At 41.9% G+C, this 18,604-nt stretch carries 18 protein-coding genes and 1 pseudogene; 12 read left to right on the top strand and 7 right to left on the bottom strand.

Features of this window, described 5'->3' with window-relative positions; translation table 11 throughout:
* Positions 1 to 56 precede the first annotated feature (56 nt).
* From ACIPUA_RS02145 to ACIPUA_RS02135, 3 genes are read right to left on the bottom strand one after another with little or no spacing between them, the layout of a single operon-like run.
* Positions 57 to 923 carry a phosphoribulokinase gene (locus ACIPUA_RS02145; protein ID WP_042847611.1) on the bottom strand — a complete coding sequence of 289 codons (867 nt, stop codon included), beginning with the start codon at positions 921 to 923 and terminating at the stop codon, positions 57 to 59.
* Between the two features lie 57 nt (positions 924 to 980).
* Positions 981 to 1,190, bottom strand: coding sequence for a YheU family protein (locus tag ACIPUA_RS02140; RefSeq protein ID WP_034783253.1), 210 nt, complete (start codon positions 1,188 to 1,190; stop codon positions 981 to 983).
* Complete coding sequence (locus tag ACIPUA_RS02135) at positions 1,187 to 2,170, bottom strand: hydrolase (RefSeq protein WP_272692801.1); 984 nt, start codon at positions 2,168 to 2,170, stop codon at positions 1,187 to 1,189. Before ACIPUA_RS02135 ends, ACIPUA_RS02140 begins: the two co-directional genes overlap by 4 nt.
* A gap of 102 nt (positions 2,171 to 2,272) precedes the next feature.
* Between ACIPUA_RS02135 and ACIPUA_RS02130 the strand changes: the two genes are divergently transcribed.
* A complete protein-coding gene (locus ACIPUA_RS02130; RefSeq protein WP_048605414.1) occupies positions 2,273 to 2,878 on the top strand; it encodes a LysE family translocator in 606 nt (201 codons plus the stop codon).
* A gap of 57 nt (positions 2,879 to 2,935) precedes the next feature.
* Here ACIPUA_RS02130 and murP read toward each other — a convergent pair whose 3' ends face one another.
* Both murP and murQ read right to left on the bottom strand, forming a co-directional pair.
* Positions 2,936 to 4,405 (bottom strand): PTS N-acetylmuramic acid transporter subunit IIBC, encoded by a 1,470-nt coding sequence (gene murP, locus ACIPUA_RS02125; protein ID WP_042847605.1) that lies wholly within the window; start codon positions 4,403 to 4,405, stop codon positions 2,936 to 2,938.
* A gap of 27 nt (positions 4,406 to 4,432) precedes the next feature.
* On the bottom strand, positions 4,433 to 5,344 hold the full coding sequence (gene murQ, locus ACIPUA_RS02120; protein ID WP_042847603.1) for an N-acetylmuramic acid 6-phosphate etherase: 912 nt from the start codon (positions 5,342 to 5,344) through the stop codon (positions 4,433 to 4,435).
* A gap of 256 nt (positions 5,345 to 5,600) precedes the next feature.
* Here murQ and ACIPUA_RS02115 point away from each other — a divergent pair, with 256 nt between their 5' ends.
* Complete coding sequence (locus ACIPUA_RS02115) at positions 5,601 to 6,461, top strand: MurR/RpiR family transcriptional regulator (protein WP_042847601.1); 861 nt, start codon at positions 5,601 to 5,603, stop codon at positions 6,459 to 6,461.
* A gap of 109 nt (positions 6,462 to 6,570) precedes the next feature.
* Positions 6,571 to 8,838, top strand: coding sequence for an arginine decarboxylase (gene adiA, locus ACIPUA_RS02110; protein WP_048605411.1), 2,268 nt, complete (start codon positions 6,571 to 6,573; stop codon positions 8,836 to 8,838).
* A 75-nt stretch (positions 8,839 to 8,913) separates the two neighbouring features.
* Here adiA and ACIPUA_RS02105 read toward each other — a convergent pair whose 3' ends face one another.
* The gene (locus ACIPUA_RS02105; RefSeq protein WP_042847598.1) at positions 8,914 to 10,848 is read right to left on the bottom strand and encodes an ABC transporter ATP-binding protein; all 1,935 of its coding nucleotides are present in this window, start codon (positions 10,846 to 10,848) and stop codon (positions 8,914 to 8,916) included.
* A gap of 222 nt (positions 10,849 to 11,070) precedes the next feature.
* Here ACIPUA_RS02105 and kefG point away from each other — a divergent pair, with 222 nt between their 5' ends.
* The 4 genes and pseudogenes from kefG to slyD all read left to right on the top strand — a co-directional run bounded on the left by kefG (position 11,071) and on the right by slyD (position 14,332).
* On the top strand, positions 11,071 to 11,625 hold the full coding sequence (kefG, locus tag ACIPUA_RS02100) for a glutathione-regulated potassium-efflux system ancillary protein KefG (RefSeq protein WP_449059229.1): 555 nt from the start codon (positions 11,071 to 11,073) through the stop codon (positions 11,623 to 11,625).
* A pseudogene (kefB, locus tag ACIPUA_RS02095) lies at positions 11,625 to 13,429 on the top strand (glutathione-regulated potassium-efflux system protein KefB). The gene kefG and the pseudogene kefB overlap by 1 nt, the downstream one beginning before the upstream one ends.
* Before the next feature lie 11 nt (positions 13,430 to 13,440).
* The gene (locus ACIPUA_RS02090; RefSeq protein WP_042847592.1) at positions 13,441 to 13,644 is read left to right on the top strand and encodes a YheV family putative zinc ribbon protein; all 204 of its coding nucleotides are present in this window, start codon (positions 13,441 to 13,443) and stop codon (positions 13,642 to 13,644) included.
* An 88-nt stretch (positions 13,645 to 13,732) separates the two neighbouring features.
* The gene (gene slyD / locus ACIPUA_RS02085; RefSeq protein WP_042847590.1) at positions 13,733 to 14,332 is read left to right on the top strand and encodes a peptidylprolyl isomerase; all 600 of its coding nucleotides are present in this window, start codon (positions 13,733 to 13,735) and stop codon (positions 14,330 to 14,332) included.
* Positions 14,333 to 14,389: 57 nt separating this feature from the next.
* Here the strand turns inward: slyD and ACIPUA_RS02080 are convergent, their stop codons facing one another.
* Complete coding sequence (locus ACIPUA_RS02080; RefSeq protein ID WP_042847589.1) at positions 14,390 to 14,611, bottom strand: SlyX family protein; 222 nt, start codon at positions 14,609 to 14,611, stop codon at positions 14,390 to 14,392.
* A 252-nt stretch (positions 14,612 to 14,863) separates the two neighbouring features.
* Between ACIPUA_RS02080 and fkpA the strand changes: the two genes are divergently transcribed.
* From fkpA to tusB, 5 genes are all read left to right on the top strand, one after another.
* Positions 14,864 to 15,607: an FKBP-type peptidyl-prolyl cis-trans isomerase gene (gene fkpA / locus ACIPUA_RS02075; RefSeq protein ID WP_042847796.1), complete on the top strand. Its 744-nt coding sequence runs from the start codon at positions 14,864 to 14,866 to the stop codon at positions 15,605 to 15,607.
* 1,073 nt (positions 15,608 to 16,680) lie between these two features.
* Positions 16,681 to 17,385, top strand: coding sequence for a helix-turn-helix transcriptional regulator (locus ACIPUA_RS02070; RefSeq protein ID WP_042847586.1), 705 nt, complete (start codon positions 16,681 to 16,683; stop codon positions 17,383 to 17,385).
* Positions 17,382 to 17,786: a sulfurtransferase complex subunit TusD gene (gene tusD / locus ACIPUA_RS02065; protein ID WP_042847585.1), complete on the top strand. Its 405-nt coding sequence runs from the start codon at positions 17,382 to 17,384 to the stop codon at positions 17,784 to 17,786. Before ACIPUA_RS02070 ends, tusD begins: the two co-directional genes overlap by 4 nt.
* Positions 17,787 to 17,841: 55 nt before the next feature.
* Complete coding sequence (tusC, locus tag ACIPUA_RS02060; protein WP_449059243.1) at positions 17,842 to 18,171, top strand: sulfurtransferase complex subunit TusC; 330 nt, start codon at positions 17,842 to 17,844, stop codon at positions 18,169 to 18,171.
* A gap of 39 nt (positions 18,172 to 18,210) precedes the next feature.
* Positions 18,211 to 18,498 carry a sulfurtransferase complex subunit TusB gene (gene tusB / locus ACIPUA_RS02055; protein WP_042847582.1) on the top strand — a complete coding sequence of 96 codons (288 nt, stop codon included), beginning with the start codon at positions 18,211 to 18,213 and terminating at the stop codon, positions 18,496 to 18,498.
* Positions 18,499 to 18,604: the final 106 nt, after the last annotated feature.

The following is an 18,604-nucleotide window of genomic DNA, read 5'->3' as shown; positions in this document are numbered from 1 at the left end:
AAAAGATGCTTACCTTAATTAATGGTAAGCGTCTTACTTATTATTTGAGAAATAATTTAACTGTTTTTCTGATTAATTAACTTTTCAACTAATGGCATCATGATCAATTCCATTGCTAGACCGAGTTTTCCTCCGGGTACGACAATGGTATTCATAGCCGAAATAAAAGAACCGCAGATCATTGAAAGCAAATAGGGGAAATCGATGTGTTCGAGCCCTCTAAAGCGGATCACAATAAAACTTTCATCTTGTGAAGGGATAGTTTTGGCTGAAAATGGGTTGGAGGTGTCTACAGTCGGAACTCGTTGGAAGTTGATATGAGTACGCGAAAACTGAGGGGTAATGTAGTTGATATAGTCCCCCATTGAACGCACAACAGAGTCCATAACCGCTTCACGGGAATGGCCCCTTTCGGTCGTATCACGAACCAACTTTTGAATCCATTCAAGATTGACAATCGGGACAACGCCAACAAGTAAATCAACATGTTGCGCTACATTATGCTCAGGTGTAACAACCCCACCATGCAGACCCTCGTAGAATAACACATCAGTTTTTTCAGGGAGTGGTTCCCAAGGTGTAAAAGTACCCGGTTGTAGACCGTACGGAACCGCTTCATCATAGGTATGTAGGTATTTTCGTGATTGTCCACAACCTGTTTTTGCATAATCAATTAAAGTTTGTTCTAGCAAAGCAAAGTCATTCGCTTCAGGACCAAAATAACTGATATGCCGACCTTGTTCTCTCGCCTTGCGGATAGCCATGTCCATTTCAGGCCGCGTGTAACGATGAAAGCTATCCCCTTCTAATGTAGCTGGTTGGATATTGAGTTGGTGGAAAACTTTACGGAATGCTTGGCTAGTTGAGGTCGTGCCTGCACCACTGGAACCGGTGATAGCAATAATCGGATGTTTTTTGGACATAGCGAACTCCCTGTGTTGCGCTTATGTCCACTATGGCAAAATAGCGAACAAAGCGGGTTAGCGGGTTTTAGGCATGAAATTAACCGACTCATGCAATTCAGACCAGACTAGCACAATTTCGCCAGAAACTAACTGCCGTTTCACATCATTAACTTTGTCTTGTAAGCTTTTCTCATGTGCCCCATAGTCAGTTCCTTCTCGTAAAACATAGCTTTCGATGAGGCTTTCCAGTGCTTCTGGAGATAACTCACGCCAAGGGATAATCATGGGTTTTCCTTATTTAAATAAGGGGTTAACCATTGTGGAATTCGAGTTTCTAGCCACATTTGCGGTTTTCTAAAGGTCCCGCTGACAAAACCAACGTGCCCGCCATGTTCTGTCATTTGATATTCCACATTATGGGGAAGAAAAGATAAATCAGGAACAACCTCAGGAGCCATAAATGGATCATCTTTGGCGTGAATAATTAATGTTGGTTTAGTAATGTGAGCCAATTTAGGTAATGCACTGCATTTCTGATAGTAATCTGAGGCATCATCAAAACCGTGGATACGTGCAGTGATAACATCATCAAAATCACGAATGCGTTTAACTTGCTTAAGCTGCAATAAATTCAGTGGTAATGACCCAGGATAGCGTACGAGTTTACGAGTTGCGTTACGTTTTAAGCCATTTAATAAATAGCGCTGATAAAACTGGGAAATGCCTTTTTCCATTCGTAGGGAGCAAGCCTCTAACATTAATGGGGCAGATACAACCACTCCCGCATCTAAATCCGCATTTTGACCACTTTCAGCCAAGTAACAAGCCAACATATTCCCACCAAGGGAATACCCCACAGCAGCCGTTGGCGTATCACCAAAAGTTTGTTTTAACCAGCGTAAGAAGTAGCGAGCATCATCGGTTTCACCTGAATGATAAATACGCTGTTGGCGATTGGGTTCGCCGCTACACCCACGAAAGTGCATGACAACGCCCAGCCAGCCGTGTTTTTCCGCTGTTTCTAACATTCCATGAGCGTAAGGGCTCTTAAAATTACCTTCTAACCCATGAAAAATGACTAAGCGTGGTTTATGAGCCGCAAGCTCAGGTTTTTCACTCCATGCGAGATCAATAAAATCACCGTCAGGCAATTCAAGTCGCTGCCAAATAGGTTTAATTTTCGGGGTTCTACGAAAAATCCTAGGCAGTAGAGTTTGGAGGTGTGGATTTTTAGCCCAACTGATTGGACGAAAGTTTTCAGACATAACCTTATTTTTATTTAATAGGAGCTCTTGTGAGTCACATAACATACTGTTATTTTTTTGTGATGCAAGTAAACAAATTTGGGTTTGAGGATTAAATTATAAATGACACTGGGGCTGATCTTTTCTCTTTTTACATTTCTATTCATTGCAGCAGTCACACCCGGCCCTAATAATATGTTGCTAACATCAAGTGCGGCAAACTACGGTTTTCGTCATGCGATTACATTATGCTTAGGTATTATGCTAGGTATGCAATCGATACTTTACCTCTCAGCATTTGGTATTGCTGCACTTTTATTGCTCTATCCTGCGATTCATATTGCCTTAAAAGTGGTGGGCAGTGTGTATCTTCTCTGGCTGGCATGGAAAACAGCAACAGCTAATTATGCACCAATTAAGACGGATAGCGAAGTGGGGAAAAGCGTAACATGGTATCAGGGGGGCTTATTACAATTTCTAAACCCTAAAGCTTGGATGATGGGGCTAGGGGCAGTTGGTGGCTTTAGCCTGCCTGGTGAGTTATTCAGCCAATCTATTTTAGTCATGAGCGTGGCATTTGTAATCGTCAACTTAGTGGCAGGTTTGATTTGGATGGGCTTTGGCTCATTGATTAGCTTATTTTTACGTAGTCGCCAAGCTTGGTTTATCTTTAATTTAGCGATGGGGCTGCTAACTGCGCTGTGTGTCCCATTGATTTGGTTGGAATAGCGTTTTTTATTGATTGAAAAAAGCAGCCCTAAGAGCTGCTTTTTGTTTAGGGCATGATTAACTTAAATCTACGCCTTTACTACCAAACAGGTAGGTAAATAGGAAGCCGCACACATAGGAAACCAATACTCCCCCCGCGTACACAGCCATCCCGGCAAGGACACCTTGACCGGATGTCATTAATGGAATGGCAATTAACCCAGATGGCCCAAACACAGTATTTAAACCGACAGGTAACCCCATCCACGCGACGGCCCCGATAAAGAAACCACCAGCTGCGCCACCTAAACAGGCGGTGACAAACGGTTTGACGCGCGGGAGTGTGACACCATAAATCAGCGGCTCACCGATCCCTAAGAAACCGGGGAACAGGGCGCCACCAATTTGCCCACGGGTGACTGAACCTTTTTTCGCTTTCACATACAAGGCGAGGGCTGCACCCACTTGACCAGCACCCGCCATTGCCAATATCGGAAATAGTGAGTTAAACCCTTGTGCATCAACGAGGGCAACGTAGACAGGAATAAACCCTTGATGAACACCAAACATCACGGCGATTAAGAACACCCCAGCCAAAATAGCTGTTCCAATAGGATTGCCATTTAAGTGCATGAATAACCAAGACATTCCATCAAACAGCCAAACACCAATCGGCATGATAAAGATAAAGGTTGCTGCGCCCACAATTAACAGAGTTATGGTTGAGGTTAAAATAATATCAAGGCTGGATGGGATAATTTTGCGAACTTGTTTTTCAACCCATGCCCCAAAAATACAGGCAATTAAAATTCCAATGATGTTGCCTCGAGGGTCAATGTGCCAGCCGAAGAAGTTTGACATCCCCGAATAAAAGCCTTTTGTTGCTTCTGGGTCGTAACCTAAAATAAATAAAGCGGCAATAATGGCACCATTAACGCCACTACCTCCAAAGGCTTTTTGGGCATTATAGCCAATTAATAGTCCCATAAAGGTAAATAAACCTTTGCCGAATATCGCGAGATAGGCAATGGCACTTTTTAACCAGCCCAACTGTTGGGAGTCCGGTGGAAATAAGTTTTCATTGGCGACTAACAACCCAAGCAATGAGGCTATCCCCATCAAAAGACCCGCTCCGATGAATCCTGGAATCAATGGGGTAAATATGGTGGCGAATTTTGAGAGAAAGCGGTGTACTGCGCTAGTTTGTTTCTTTTTTAACTGCTGTTTATTAGCAGAAGCAATTTGGTTAAGGTCTTGGGTCTGATGAGAAGACTCGTCGATATCATCTTCAGCATCTTCTAGCATTTGGTTCATTAAGTCCGCGGCAGTTTGGGCTTTACCGGGGCCCAGAACAATTTGCAGTTGTTCATCACTTTCGATAACGCCAAGCACACCTGCGATTTGTTTTAGTGCGGCTTTATCGACTAATTGATCATTATTGAGTGTGAGTCGTAAACGGGTCATACAGTTACCCGCTAATTTAATATTGCGACGACCCCCAACCTGTTGCAGGATCTGCTGCATCATTTCTATTGTTATTTTAGCCATACCATTTATCTCATTAAAATCCGCGAATTAGGCGGAAGGTGCCATATTGAGTGCTGTACGAATAAAACCATGATTGTCCGAGAGTAGTTGACGTGCATCATCGGCATTCAGGCCGGTTAACACCATCAAAATGGCCGTTTTACAGTGCCTATCACATTGTTGAAGCGCGGTTTCTGCGGTTGCTCGGTCGCAGTCTGTTGCCTCCATGACAATCTTCGTTTGCCTTTCAATTAATTTGGCATTGGTGGCTTCTACATCGACCATCAAATTACCAAATACTTTTCCAATTCGGATCATCGCGCCAGTAGTGATCATATTCAGCACTAATTTCTGAGCGGTTCCCGCTTTCATGCGTGAAGAGCCTGTGACCACTTCTGCGCCCACAACAGGGGTGATAGCGATATCTGCTGCATTAGCGATAGGGCTATTTGGGTTACAGCTGATGGCAGCTGTGGTTGCACCAATCTTGTTTGCATAGGCTAACGCACCTAACACATATGGGGTACGCCCACTCGCAGCAATGCCAACGAGTATATCTTTTTCATTAAATTGAATATTTTTCAGGTCTTGCTCACCTAATTCGGGTTTATCTTCTGCATTTTCAACGGCACGGAAAATCGCTTGGTGGCCGCCTGCAATAAGCCCAACGACTTGCTCATGGGGGGTACCGTACGTTGGTGGGCACTCGCTGGCATCAAGTATTCCTAAACGCCCTGATGTTCCTGCTCCCGAGTAAATTAACCGCCCGCCGTTTAGAAATGCGTCTGCGACCTTATCAACCAATTGTGCAATTTCAGGAAGAACTTTCTCGACTGCCAAAGGGACTTGTTTGTCTTCGTTGTTAATCACTTGCAGCATTTGCAAGGTCGGTAGTTGGTCAATATGCGTACTCGCCGCATTGCGGCTTTCCGTTACCATTTTGCTTAAATCGATAGCCATAAAAAATTGCTCCTAAATCCATAATTGGATTAATATTAAGGAATTATTTATTCCAATGGTGTGATTGGAATCACGGTGTTATCTATTCTAACTTGCGAATATAAAAGAATATTTTGTTATTTTTTTAATGGCTTTAAATTGTATGCGATTGAATTATAGTTATTATTTTTGATTCATCAGAGAATTAAAAGAGGAATAATTTATTATTGTTTTATTTTTATGAACCCTGATATAGCGATTATCAGCTGAGGTTGTCATGACATTATTGGATATCATTACTTATTCATTACCGCGATTAGCCGAAAATCAACGTAAAATTGCACAATTTATTATTGAAAATCCGGAAAACGTACTGAACTTATCTTCTCAACAATTGGCAGAAATCTTAGATGTGAGCCAATCAGCTATTGTTAAGTTTAGTCAAAAAGTTGGGGTAAAAGGCTACCCAGCGCTAAAATTGGCATTAAGTGAGATTATTGGGCGTCAACAGCTTAATGAAAGTGCCCCTCACGTGGCTTTGCATAACCGTATTGCACCGAATGATAACTTGATGGTGGTAGCTCAAAAATTAGCGATGGAAAAGAACCATTCCATCACGGAAACAACAAAATTAATTGATTTCAAGCAATTTGAAAAAATTGTCGAACGAATAGACCAATCTCAGCGAGTACAAATTGTTGGCATTGGTGGGTCAGGGCTGACGGCAAAGGACTTGAGCTACAAGTTACAAAAAATAGGTATTACGACACTCGTCGAATCCGACCATCATGTGCAAATTGCCGCCGCTTTAACACTTAATGCCAATGACATACAGATAGTTATCTCTTTTACAGGTAAACGCAAAGACATGCTAACAGCGGCTAATATTGCACGTAAACAAGGAGCCTGTGTGGTTGCCATTACCCGGGACCGACATTCACCTCTTGCACAAATTTCTGATTACATTCTTGAAAGTGTCGCAGAAGAAGATGAATGGCGTAGTTCTTCTATTTCATCGAGAACCGCTCAGAATACGCTGACCGATTTAATCTTTATGGCGCTATTACAAAGGCGAGAAGCCAAAGCAAAATCGCTAGTAATGAATGCAAGAGTTGTTATTAATAAATTAGATGAATAGCGTTGAAAAGGAAGAACGGGCTCATCGATAACTTTGCAAAAAATCCTTATTTACGTTAAGACTAACGATATAAGTATTTTAATTTTAACTAGTTTAAGAGGAATTATTGATGAGAGCACTCATTGTTTATACTGAGTTAACCGACGAAGATTCCGTTATCAGCCATGCCGTAGCAAGGCTTGCTAGTGAGCTTAATGATGAACACGTAGAGACCGTGATTATCCGCGATTTTGAAGATGGAATGGCATACATTCGCTCGAATACCAGCATTGATTGTTTGTTATATGGGCGTGATATGTCCGACAAACAAGAACAAACACAAGCACATCAATTAATTACTCAACTTCATCGCCGCCAAGAAGATGTCCCCGTTTTTTTATTGAGTGATCGCGAAGAAGCTTTAACGGCATTTGACCGAAAAATGATGGAACAAGTCGATGAGTTTGCATGGATTTTAGAAGATTCAGCTGATTTTATCGCAGGGCGCGTCCTCGCCGCTATTATTCGTTATCGTGCGCAATTATTGCCGCCACTGATGAAAAGCTTAATTAAATATAGCGATGTACATGAATACTCGTGGGCAGCACCGGGTCACCAAGGTGGCGTTGGTTTTACCAAAACCCCTGCGGGCCGCATTTATCATGATTTTTTTGGTGAAAATTTATTTCGTACTGATATTGGTATTGAACGCGTCGCAGTAGGCTCATTACTGGATCATACCGGTGCTTTTGGTGAGTGCGAAAAAAATGCAGCGCGTATTTTCGGGGCTGACCAGTCTTATTCCGTGGTTGTGGGAACCTCGGGCTCCAATCGAACCATTATGCAAGCCTGTATGACTGATGAAGATGTGGTGGTAATCGATCGAAATTGCCATAAATCTATCGAACAAGGGCTGATCCTTACCGGAGCTAAGCCCGTATACATGACCCCGAGTCGTAACCGCTACGGAATTATTGGGCCAATTTACCCGACAGAGATGACGCCGGAAGCGATCACTGAAAAAATCGCTCAAAATCCACTAACATCGGATAAAATCGGCAAACGCCCAGCTTATAGCGTGGTAACCAATTGCACCTATGACGGTGTTTGCTACCATGCACGTAAGGTGCAAGATTTACTCGATAAATCCTTAGATAGAATCCATTTCGATGAGGCATGGTACGGTTATGCACGTTTTAACCCAATTTATCATGGCCATTTTGCCATGCGGGATGAACCACGAAATGGCGATGAACCGACCATCTTTGCTACACACTCCACTCATAAATTACTTAACGCGCTTTCCCAAGCCTCATTTATTCATATCCGAAATGGCCGTAATGCTATTGATTTCAATCGCTTTAATCAGGCTTATCATATGCATGCCACCACCTCACCGCTGTATGCGATTTGTGCCTCGAATGATATCGCAGCAGATATGATGGATGGTAATAGTGGGCGTTCTTTGACAGATGAAGTTATTCGTGAAGCTATCGATTTTCGCCAATCATTAGGTTACTTGTATAAAGAGTTTCTTAACGATGATGAATGGTTCTTTAAACCATGGAATCAGGAAATGGTGAAAGACCCTGCAACAGGTAAAGGTTATGCCTTCGAAGAAGCCCCTGTTGAATTGTTGATGAAAGAGCAAAGCTGCTGGGTAATGAATCCTGAAGATAAATGGCACGGTTTTAAGGATATCCCTGAAAACTGGGCGATGCTTGACCCAATTAAAGTCAGTATTTTGTCACCGGGAATGGGGGAGGATGGCAAACTGCTGGGTACAGGTGTACCCGCGGCACTAGTGACCGCGTGGCTAAATCATTATGGTATTGTGCCGACCCGCACCACTGACTTCCAGATTATGTTCTTGTTTTCTATGGGGATCACCAAAGGGAAGTGGGGGACTTTGGTCAATGCGCTGCTGTCTTTTAAACGCCACTATGACAATAATACTGGGCTGAAGAAGGTATTACCGGAAGTGGTGGAAACCGCTCCTGAGATTTATGGTCATATGGGGTTACGTGACTTAGGTGATAAAATGTTCACTTATCTGCAAAAAAATAACCCCGGAGGGCAACTGAACCAAGCTTATGAGCAACTGCCTGAAGTAATGATGAGCCCAAGGGATGCGTACCAAGAGATTGTCGCTAACCGTGTTGAAGCGGTGCCCCTTGATAAACTGGCAGGGCGCATTGCTGCTAACTCAATAATTCCGTATCCACCGGGTATCCCAATGTTGTTATCAGGTGAAAGCTTCGGTGATAAAAATAGTCCACATATCGGTTACTTGCATAGCTTGCAAGCGTGGGACAGTGAGTTCCCCGGTTTTGAACACGAAACCGAAGGGACTGAAATTATCGATGGGCAGTATTATGTGATGTGTGTGAAAGGATAAGATTCAACTATGATAAAAACGAAAAGCTATCAAAGATAGCTTTTCGTGATTTTAAGGAATTGTGATGTTTTATAACTAATTTATTTCAAACTCACTGGTCATGGTTTCTAACTGTTCTTGCAGCTCCATCCATTCCATTTCAACGTCTTCAAGTGCTGATTTGTGCTCAGTCTGCTTTTTCAAACATTCTGCCAAATCGGCTTTTTTATCTTGTTCATAGATAGCTGCATCAGAAAGTTTTGCCTCTAGCTCACTTAGGGCGTTGGAATGTTTATCCATCTGCTTTTCCAATTCCGTGATTTTTTTACGGATTGGCTGAGTCAGTTGACGGAACTCTGCTTCGCGGCGCTTTTGGTCTTTTCTATCTTGGGCGGTGACTGTTGAAGTTGCCGCAGGCTTATCTTTTTCTTGTTGATCTCGGACTTGCTGTAGTTCCAGCTTGTTTTGCTCGGCAAGCCATTGTTGGTAATCTTCTAAATCACCATCAAATTGCTCGACCGCGCCGCCGTGAACTAAATACAGCTCATCGGTAGTTGAGCGCAATAAATGCCTATCATGGGAAACCACCACTAAAGCCCCTTCAAATGCCATTAAGGCTTCTGTCAACGCTTGGCGCATGTCTAAATCCAAGTGGTTGGTTGGTTCATCGAGTAACAACAGATTCGGGCGCTGCCAAACAATCAACGCTAAGACTAAGCGTGCTTTTTCACCGCCAGAGAAACGGCCACTAGGGTCTGTCACTTGGTCACCCTTAAAGCCAAAACCGCCTAAATAGTCGCGTAACTGCTGCTCAGTTTGCTCAGGAGCCAAACGAGCTAGATGCTGCAAGGGCGATTCTTCAGGATGCAGATACTCTAATTGATGCTGAGCAAAGTAACCTAACTTAATACCTTTAGCGAGGGAGATCTCCCCTTGTAATGGTGGTAAATCGCCAGCTAGCATTTTAATTAAGGTGGATTTACCAGCACCATTACGGCCTAATAAACCAATACGTGAACCGGGCACTAAATTCAATTTTATCGATTGCAAAATGACTTTTTCGCCATAACCCGCACTGACTTTTTCCATCTTTAATAATGGGTTAGGTAAGCTTTCAGGTTTGCGGAATGAAAAATGGAACGGGTTATCCACATGAGCGGGCGCCACCATTTCCATTTTTTCTAACATCTTAATACGGCTTTGCGCTTGCTTGGCCTTTGTCGCTTGCACTCTAAAACGGTCAATATAGCTTTGTAAATGAGCGGCTTTTGCTTGTTGGCTTTCATACAACGCTTGTTGTTGTGCTAATTTAGTTGCACGTTGGCGCTCAAAAGAAGAATAGTTGCCCGTGTATTCGAACAGGCTTTCTTGTTCTATATGCAGGACTTTATCAATAATTGGATCAAGGAAATCCCTATCATGGGAAATTAAAATTAATGTACCTTGGTATCCTTTAAGCCACTTTTCTAACCAAATAACCGCATCTAAATCAAGGTGGTTAGTTGGTTCATCGAGTAGTAATAGGTCAGAACGGCAAAGTAGAGCCTGAGCGAGGTTCAAACGCATACGCCACCCACCAGAAAAAGATTTCACTGGTGAGTCTAATTGCGCTTGGCTAAAGCCTAAGCCGTGTAGCAAGCTGGATGCGCGAGAACGGATTGTCCATGCATCAATTGCATCGAGTTGCCCATGGATAACCGCAATGGCATGGCCATCATTTTTTTCATTGGCTTGTTGTAGCTTTTGTTCTAGAGCACGGAACTCACGGTCACCGTCAATCACATACTCAAGGGCAGGGACATCAAGGGCAGGGGTTTCTTGGTTGACCCACGCCATGGACCAATTACTTGGGAAGGTTGCAGAACCTGCTTCAGCTTGTAATTCGCCTTTTAATAGTGCTAGAAGGGTCGATTTACCGCAGCCGTTTTTACCCACTAAACCAACTTTTTGGCCAGGGTTAATCGTCGCAGTGGCGTTATCCAGTAGGACACGAACACCTCGGCGAATTTGGAGTGAAGAGAAAACAATCATAGCAACCGTCTATTAAAAATATGTTAAATTATCAACGTATATACTCTAAATAATTCACGGTGCTGTTAGGCGACAAGCAAATGAGTCGCTAGGAGCCTATTTAAGTAGGTGACTAGTGCGAATGCGCGTAGTCAACAACACAGCAACGTGAAGTATGACGAGTATAGCAGGCTGCATGGTAACGGAAAATGTTCCGTCTGACACGCCTTTGAGGAGGGAAAGATGTCAAATACACCTAAAGTACTGGTGATCTACGCTCACCCAGACCCTGATGAGTCTATTGCTAACAAGGCATTGCTTAGTGTGGTGTGTGGTTTTGAACATGTGACAGTCCATGATTTATACGCAACCTATCCTGATTATTTTATTGATGTAACTGCGGAACAAGAATTACTGTGCCAGCACGATATCATTGTTTTTCAACACCCTCTCTATAATTATAGTTGCCCTGCGTTGTTGAAAGAATGGTTTGACCGTGTTTTAACGCGCCGTTTTGCAACGGAGATGGGCTATCAAAAACTGAAAGGGAAATACTGGCGTTCTGTGATCACGACAGGCGAACCCATTCATGCATATCAACATGACGGCTATAATCATTACCCACTTAACGAAATACTTCGACCATTTGAATTGACTGCATTGATGTGTGATATGCAATGGTTGGAACCTATCATTATTTATGCAGCACGTCGGCAGCCCACTGAGCGGTTTCAACAGCTGATTGATGACTACCGTCAATGGATACAACAACCGCTAAGCGCGGGAGGGCTCTCCTAATGTCAGAATTGGGGCTATTTGAATCTGTCATTATTTTTTTATGTGCCGGTGTGGTGATGGTACCTATTGCACAAAAAATCCGTTTAGGGGCGGTGCTTGGGTATTTACTCGCGGGGATTATGATTGGGCCATTTGTTTTGGGCTTTATTCATAACGTCGATGACATTTTACATTTCTCTGAAATGGGGGTGGTATTCCTAATGTTCTTAATTGGTTTAGAGTTAAAACCATCTAAACTGTGGGAACTTAGGCGCTCTATTTTTGGTGTAGGAACCGTGCAGGTGGTTGTTACTGCGGCAATAATGGCATCACTGTTATTTTTAGCGAAGTTTTCTTGGCAAGCTGCTGTGGTTGGTGGGCTGGGGATGGCAATGTCTTCAACCGCTATGGCTTTGCAACTCATGAATGAAAAAGGCATGTCCAACAAAGAAAGCGGGCAGCTTGGTTTTTCTGTGTTGTTATTCCAAGATATGGCGGTGATCCCCATTATGGCATTGATCCCCTTATTAGCTGGGGATTCAGCCACAAGTGATTGGCAAAAGATTGGCTTAAAAGTTATCGCATTTGCCGGTTTATGGGGGTGGGGCGTTACTTGTTACGCCCAATGTTTAAATTAGCGGCGAAATCAGGCGTACATGAAATTTTTACAGCTGCAGCACTATTGGTAGTGTTAGGGTCTGCATTAATAATGGAAAGCCTTGGGTTCTCTATGGCATTAGGGACGTTTATGGCAGGTGTGATGCTAGCAGAAACAGAATTTCGCCATGAACTCGAAATTAATATTGAGCCATTCAAAGGGCTATTGCTGGGGTTATTTTTTATCTCAGTTGGGATGTCACTAAATTTACAAATACTCTGGGCGTATTTACCACAAGTTTTGGTTGCTGTGGTCATTCTTGTCGCGGTAAAAGCCCTTGTCCTTTATGGCCTGAGCCATGCAGCAAGGCTTAGGAATGGTGCTAGAGCACAATTTTCTGGTGTTTTAAGTCAAGGCGGGGAATTTGCTTTTGTCATTTACGCAACCGCATCTGGTGCAAGTGTGATTGACGAGCGCCAAATGGACCTCTTATTGGTGGTCGTCACCCTTTCTATGATGACAACACCACTTGTGATGCAGTTGATAGATGCTTATCTGAACTACCGTTATAATCGGCAACCAACGTCAAGTGAAAAACCATTTGTCGAAGATAACGACCCTCATGTTATTTTGGTTGGTTTTGGTCGTATGGGGCAAGTGGTAGGCCGCCTATTAATGGCCAATAAAGTCAAAATTACCGTACTTGAACAGGATGTTACAGCGATAGGTACAATGCGGCGCTATGGCTATACTGTTTATTATGGGGATGCGCGTGAGCTACAATTATTGCGCTCAGCGGGAGCAGAAAAAGCGAAGGCAATTGTGATCACTAGTGATGTGCCCGAAGAAGTTATGGAAATTGTACATTTATGCCAAGAGAATTTCCCTAATTTACATATCATCGCACGCGCGAAAGGCCGTGTAGAGGCACACGAATTATTGCAAAGTGGTGTCACTGACTTTAGTCGAGAAACCTTCTCTAGCGCATTAGAATTGGGGAGTAAGGCATTAATTAGTACCGGTATGCATCCACATAAAGCATACCGAGCTAAACAACATTTCCGCCGTCTAGATATGCGTGTGCTTAGAGAGATTATTCCTGAAAATGAAGGGGATAGCGGCCAAGTTTCTCGTGTCAAAGAGGCAAGGCGCGAGTTAAATGAGCTGTTTGAAAAAGAAATGCTTAGAGAGCATCGCCAGCCACATGGCTGGAATAAAGATGAATAAAGGAAACCAACATGTCGTCAACACGTAAACGGTTTATTGCAGGTGCAATTTGCCCTAAATGTAAGTCACAAGACACGTTAATGATGTGGCGTGAAGATAAAATTGATGTAGTTGAATGTGTCAATTGTGGCGATCAGCAGCGTCAAGCTGGGGATGAAACAACTGGGCATATTAGGGAAAAAGAGCAAGTTATAGGGATTTTTACACCTGAATGAGAGAATTTTGTCAATTCTCAATACATCACTATAGTTTTTCGGTACAATTGGCAGAAAAATTTTCCCCATATGGGTAGTAGGAGATGTCATGAAAGTAGCAAAAGACTTGGTGGTCAGCTTGGCTTATCAAGTAAGAACAGAAGACGGTGTTTTAGTTGATGAGTCCCCAGCAAGCGCGCCAATGGACTATTTGCATGGCCGTGGGTCTTTAATTTCAGGTCTAGAAAAAGCATTAGAAGGCCGTGCTGTCGGTGAAAACTTTGATGTTGAAGTTGCTTCAGACGATGCATATGGTCAATACGATGACAACTTAGTTCAACGCGTTCCTAAAGATGTATTCATGGGCGTTGATGAGCTAGAAGTGGGTATGCGTTTCTTAGCTGACACTGACATGGGCCCAGTTCCTGTTGAAATCACCGGTATTGAAGGTGATGAAGTTATCGTTGATGGTAACCACATGTTAGCAGGCCAAAACTTGAAATTTAATGTTGAAGTCATGGCTATTCGTGAAGCAACAGAAGAAGAAATTGCACATGGGCACGTTCATGGTGCAGGCGGTCACGACCATGACCACGACCACGAAGGTGGTTGCTGTGGCGGTGGCGGTCATAGCCACGGCTCAGAAGGCGGTTGTTGTGGCGGCGGCGAAGGCCATGGTCACAAACAAGGCGGCTGCGGTTGCCATTAATAACTAGCAATAGCTAAGTATTAGAAGGAAGCGAAAGCTTCCTTTTTTGTGGCCTCATTAATAATGAGGAGGGGGTGTTTCTTCTTCTGGCCTTGCTAAATGGCTATCTTGCGAAGATTTCAGCCTTTCCGTCACAATGCGTAAATGCTCTTGCATACGGTTAAGTTGCATTTGTTGGTCGGTGATAACCTGGTTGAGTTGTTCAATCGCCAATTCTTGAAAGGCGACTTTGCTTTCTAAAAGTTCTAAACGTTGTTCTAATGTATCAGATGAGCCCATCTTCGACTCTCCTTAGATGTATTTGTCATAATTAAACCATCATAATAACCGAACATTACAAATCCATAGATAAGTTTTAGTTAAAGATGTAGGCGATGAAACCTCTTTTTGTTAATGTAGTCTAAGAAATTCTTATTTTTTTCTATACTAATTGGTAATCAGTTTCTAAAGTTAAAAGTTGATTATCAATAAACATAAAAACGAATAGTTCGCTATTCGAACATACTCGAATAAAAGTTATCGGAGATTAGGATGAAATCACTGTTTAAGGCAAGCCTTTTAGCAACCACGCTAGCATTTACTTTCGCTGCTCCACAGGTGATGGCAGCGGAAGCCAAAGCACAAAGCAGCGCATTCAAAAACGCAGAAGAGCGTAATGCGTATGCATTAGGTGCTTCATTAGGCCGCTACATGCAGAATTCTTTAGAAGAACAAAAAACCATTGGTATTAACTTGGATAACGCTCAATTACTGGCGGGTGTTCAAGATGCTTTCAATGGCAAAAGCAAAATGACGGATGCAGAGGTTGAAGAAACACTGCGTCAATTTGAAGGGCAAGTCAAAGAAGCTGCCGACAAAAAAATGAAAGAAGAATCAGCAAGCAATGAGAAAAAAGGTGCTGAGTACCGCGAAAAATATGCGAAAGAAAAAGGCGTAGTAAAAACTAAGTCTGGCTTACTGTACAAAATTGAAAAAGAAGGTACAGGTGCAAAACCTAAAGCAGACGAAACCGTTGTTGTTCACTACAAAGGTTCTCTGATTGATGGTACTGAATTTGACAGCTCATACACACGTAATGAGCCACTGACTATTCCTTTAAACTCAGTCATTAAAGGCTGGACTGAAGGTCTAGTTAACCTGAAAAAAGGCGGTAAAATGCAGTTAGTGATCCCTGCTGATTTAGCGTATGGCGAAAACGGCGTTCCGGGTATCCCTGCAAACTCAACTTTAGTCTTTGATGTTGAATTATTAGATATCAAACCAGCGGCTAAATAAGCGCAAATAAAGTTTGTTTCAAGAGCCCAAGGCGTCAGGTCTTGGGTTTTTTTTGTATAAAGCATTTTAATTATCTCTATGGCGACTCATTAGCATCTATAAGATATCTTTGTTTCCTGCCATGAAAGCTCCTTATTTAAAAATAAAGAAAATACAGTAGATAATACGGTTAAAAATATAAATGTTTTAGGTGAGTTTCTAATGATATGGAAAGGCGTAAAATATGAAATGTCAATATCTGATAAATAAAAAACAAAAAGGTTAATCGCATCAACGATTAATACTAATGAAATAGCTAACATAAAAATACGTTTAATTATGGATTTGATATGTAATGAATAATTTAGAACAGAGGTAAGTAACAGTGAGCGCATTACCATAATTAGTAAAGTAAAGGCTATTGAATAGATAGTCAGTTCATCGATGTACACTGTTACAATGCCGGTGATTAACAGTAATAAGTCATATATTTCATTGAATGAAACTATTAGAAAGTAAATAGTTAGAACTATAGATTTGTATTTTGGCATAAGAAACCTTACGAATTAATAAAATTTTTTAGTGAAATTGCTTTTTAATTATAATGGTGAGTTTTTGATGTTATTTCAGCTAAGTAAAATTGTAAATAATTATACCTTTATTATTTAATTAATAATTATGAGTTGGTTTTACATATATTATTAATAATAAATCACTATCGCGAATAGTCCCATTTATATGAATAACGAAAAAACTAAATTTACTCTGTTATAGATCTTGCTAAGTCGAGGTACTCCCGGTTAATGAGTAAGTTGTCGATACGTCACACCATGGTGGTGACGAAAGAGACTAACCTTGATGAATTTTCTGTAAAAAAATTCTCAAATTGTTTAAAACTTGTGATAAAACAGACTGTCTTGCATTCATTCGCTTGACGGCAACGTCTTGGAGTTTTAACTTCACAAGACTCTATTTTATTTTTTATCATCATAATTGTTGATTACAAGTCGTATAATTAAGGTAAATTAGTCGAATAATGAATGCCTTATTAGTCAACGGGATGAATTTTTACATTTAGAAGGATGATGTTGAAAATGTCAGATTCTTTACAGTCACACGACCTCAGCGATATCAATATACTGGATAACCAGCCGTTTACTGAGACCGACCACGAAATCTTAAAATCATATGAAGCGGCGGTTGATGGCTTAGCAATGTTAATTGGTGGGCACTGCGAAATTGTTCTTCATTCTTTGGAAGACCTAAACTGTTCAGCAGTGAGAATAGCGAATGGGCAACACACTGGTCGTAAAATTGGCTCGCCGATAACGGATCTCGCACTGCGCATGTTGCATGATATGGCAGATGAAGAATCCAACGCTTCCAAGGCTTATTTTACGAAAGCCAAAAGTGGCGATTTAATGAAATCAGTGACGATTGCTATCCGTAATCGTAAGCAGCGTGTTATTGGCTTGCTATGTATTAATATGAACTTGGATGTGCCATTCTCTGAAATTATTCAATCGTTTGTTCCAGAAACAAAACAAGAAGTCACTTCAGATGTTAACTTTGCATCTTCTGTTGACGATCTTGTTGCACAAACACTGGAATATACTATCGAAGAAGTCGGTAATGACCGTAATGTTTCGAATAATGCGAAAAACAAGCAGGTAGTACTTAACCTTTATGAAAAAGGGATTTTCGATATCAAAGACGCGATAAACCAAGTTGCTGATCGCCTGAATATTTCTAAACACACAGTTTATTTATATATTCGTCAATTCAAGAGCGGTGAATGAGTCACGTAAATTCATTAAGTTACTGTTTATTAGTTACTGGTCCGGCTTATGGAACGCAACAAGCCACAAGTGCGTTCCAATTTGCGAAAGCCCTTCTTGCAGAAGGGCACCAATTGAAAACCCTATTTTTTTATCGGGAAGGGGTGACCAATGCTAATTTGTTGACCTCGCCTGCAACGGATGAATTTAATTTAGTTGCAGCATGGCAGGAACTGGCAGAGCAATCAGGGTGTGAAATGCACATTTGTGTTTCTGCCGCATTACGACGGGGTATCGTTGACCAAGAACAAGCGCAAAATTTAACGCTGCCCGTCGCTAATCTTGCAAATGGCTTCATCATGAGCGGCTTAGGGAGCTTAGCTGAGGCTATGATGACCACAGACAGAACAGTCCAATTCTAAGAACAGCCCAACACTAAGGTATTGTGTGAAAAAAATTGCCTTTGTCTTTACAACTATGCCTCATGGAAATGCAAGTGGCCGAGAAGGGTTAGATGCCTTATTGGCGACTTCAGCGCTGACAGAAGACATTAATGTATTTTTTATTTCTGATGGTATTTTTCAGCTTCTTGCAAAACAACAACCTAGCAAAGTTCTGACCCGAGATTACATCGCTACGTTTAAAATTTTACCGCTGTATGATATTGAAAATATTTATCTTTGCCGCGCTTCTATGCAAGAAAGAGGGTTGGATGAACATCATGAATGGGTAGTCCCGCCTAAGATCCTTGGCGTTGAAGAGATTCGCAAGAAAATTGCGGAATGCGATGTGGTGCTTAGATTTTAATCTTTTGTGTGGTTTTTGATCTATGATAGGATCTTTTCTATGCTGTATACATTAGCAACATCTCCGTTTAGTTGTGATTTTTCGGCAGTGTTACGTTTAATTACTGATAAAGACGTAGTTTTACTGATGCAAGATGGCGTGGTTGTCGCGGTACAGCAGTCGCCTTACCTTGATGCATTGCAAAAAACAGGGGCTCAGTTGTATGCATTGGATGTAGACATCAACGCGCGGGGGTTACAAAATTCCCTCTCAAACGCAGTTTCTGTAATCACTTATCAAGGTTTTGTGAAGCTAACAGAAGTCCAAAAACAACATTTTGCCATATAAAGGCACTAAAAGTTGTATATTTCTTGACACCTGAGCCAGTCAGCAATAAAATTTCGCGTCCTCGTGTATCGTCATGTTGGCGAACGAGGTCGAAATCCGTGTTTAC

The sequence above is a fragment of the Providencia sp. AGC89 genome (genome assembly GCF_053543535.1).
This window is presented reverse-complemented; position numbering and strand designations above follow the sequence as displayed.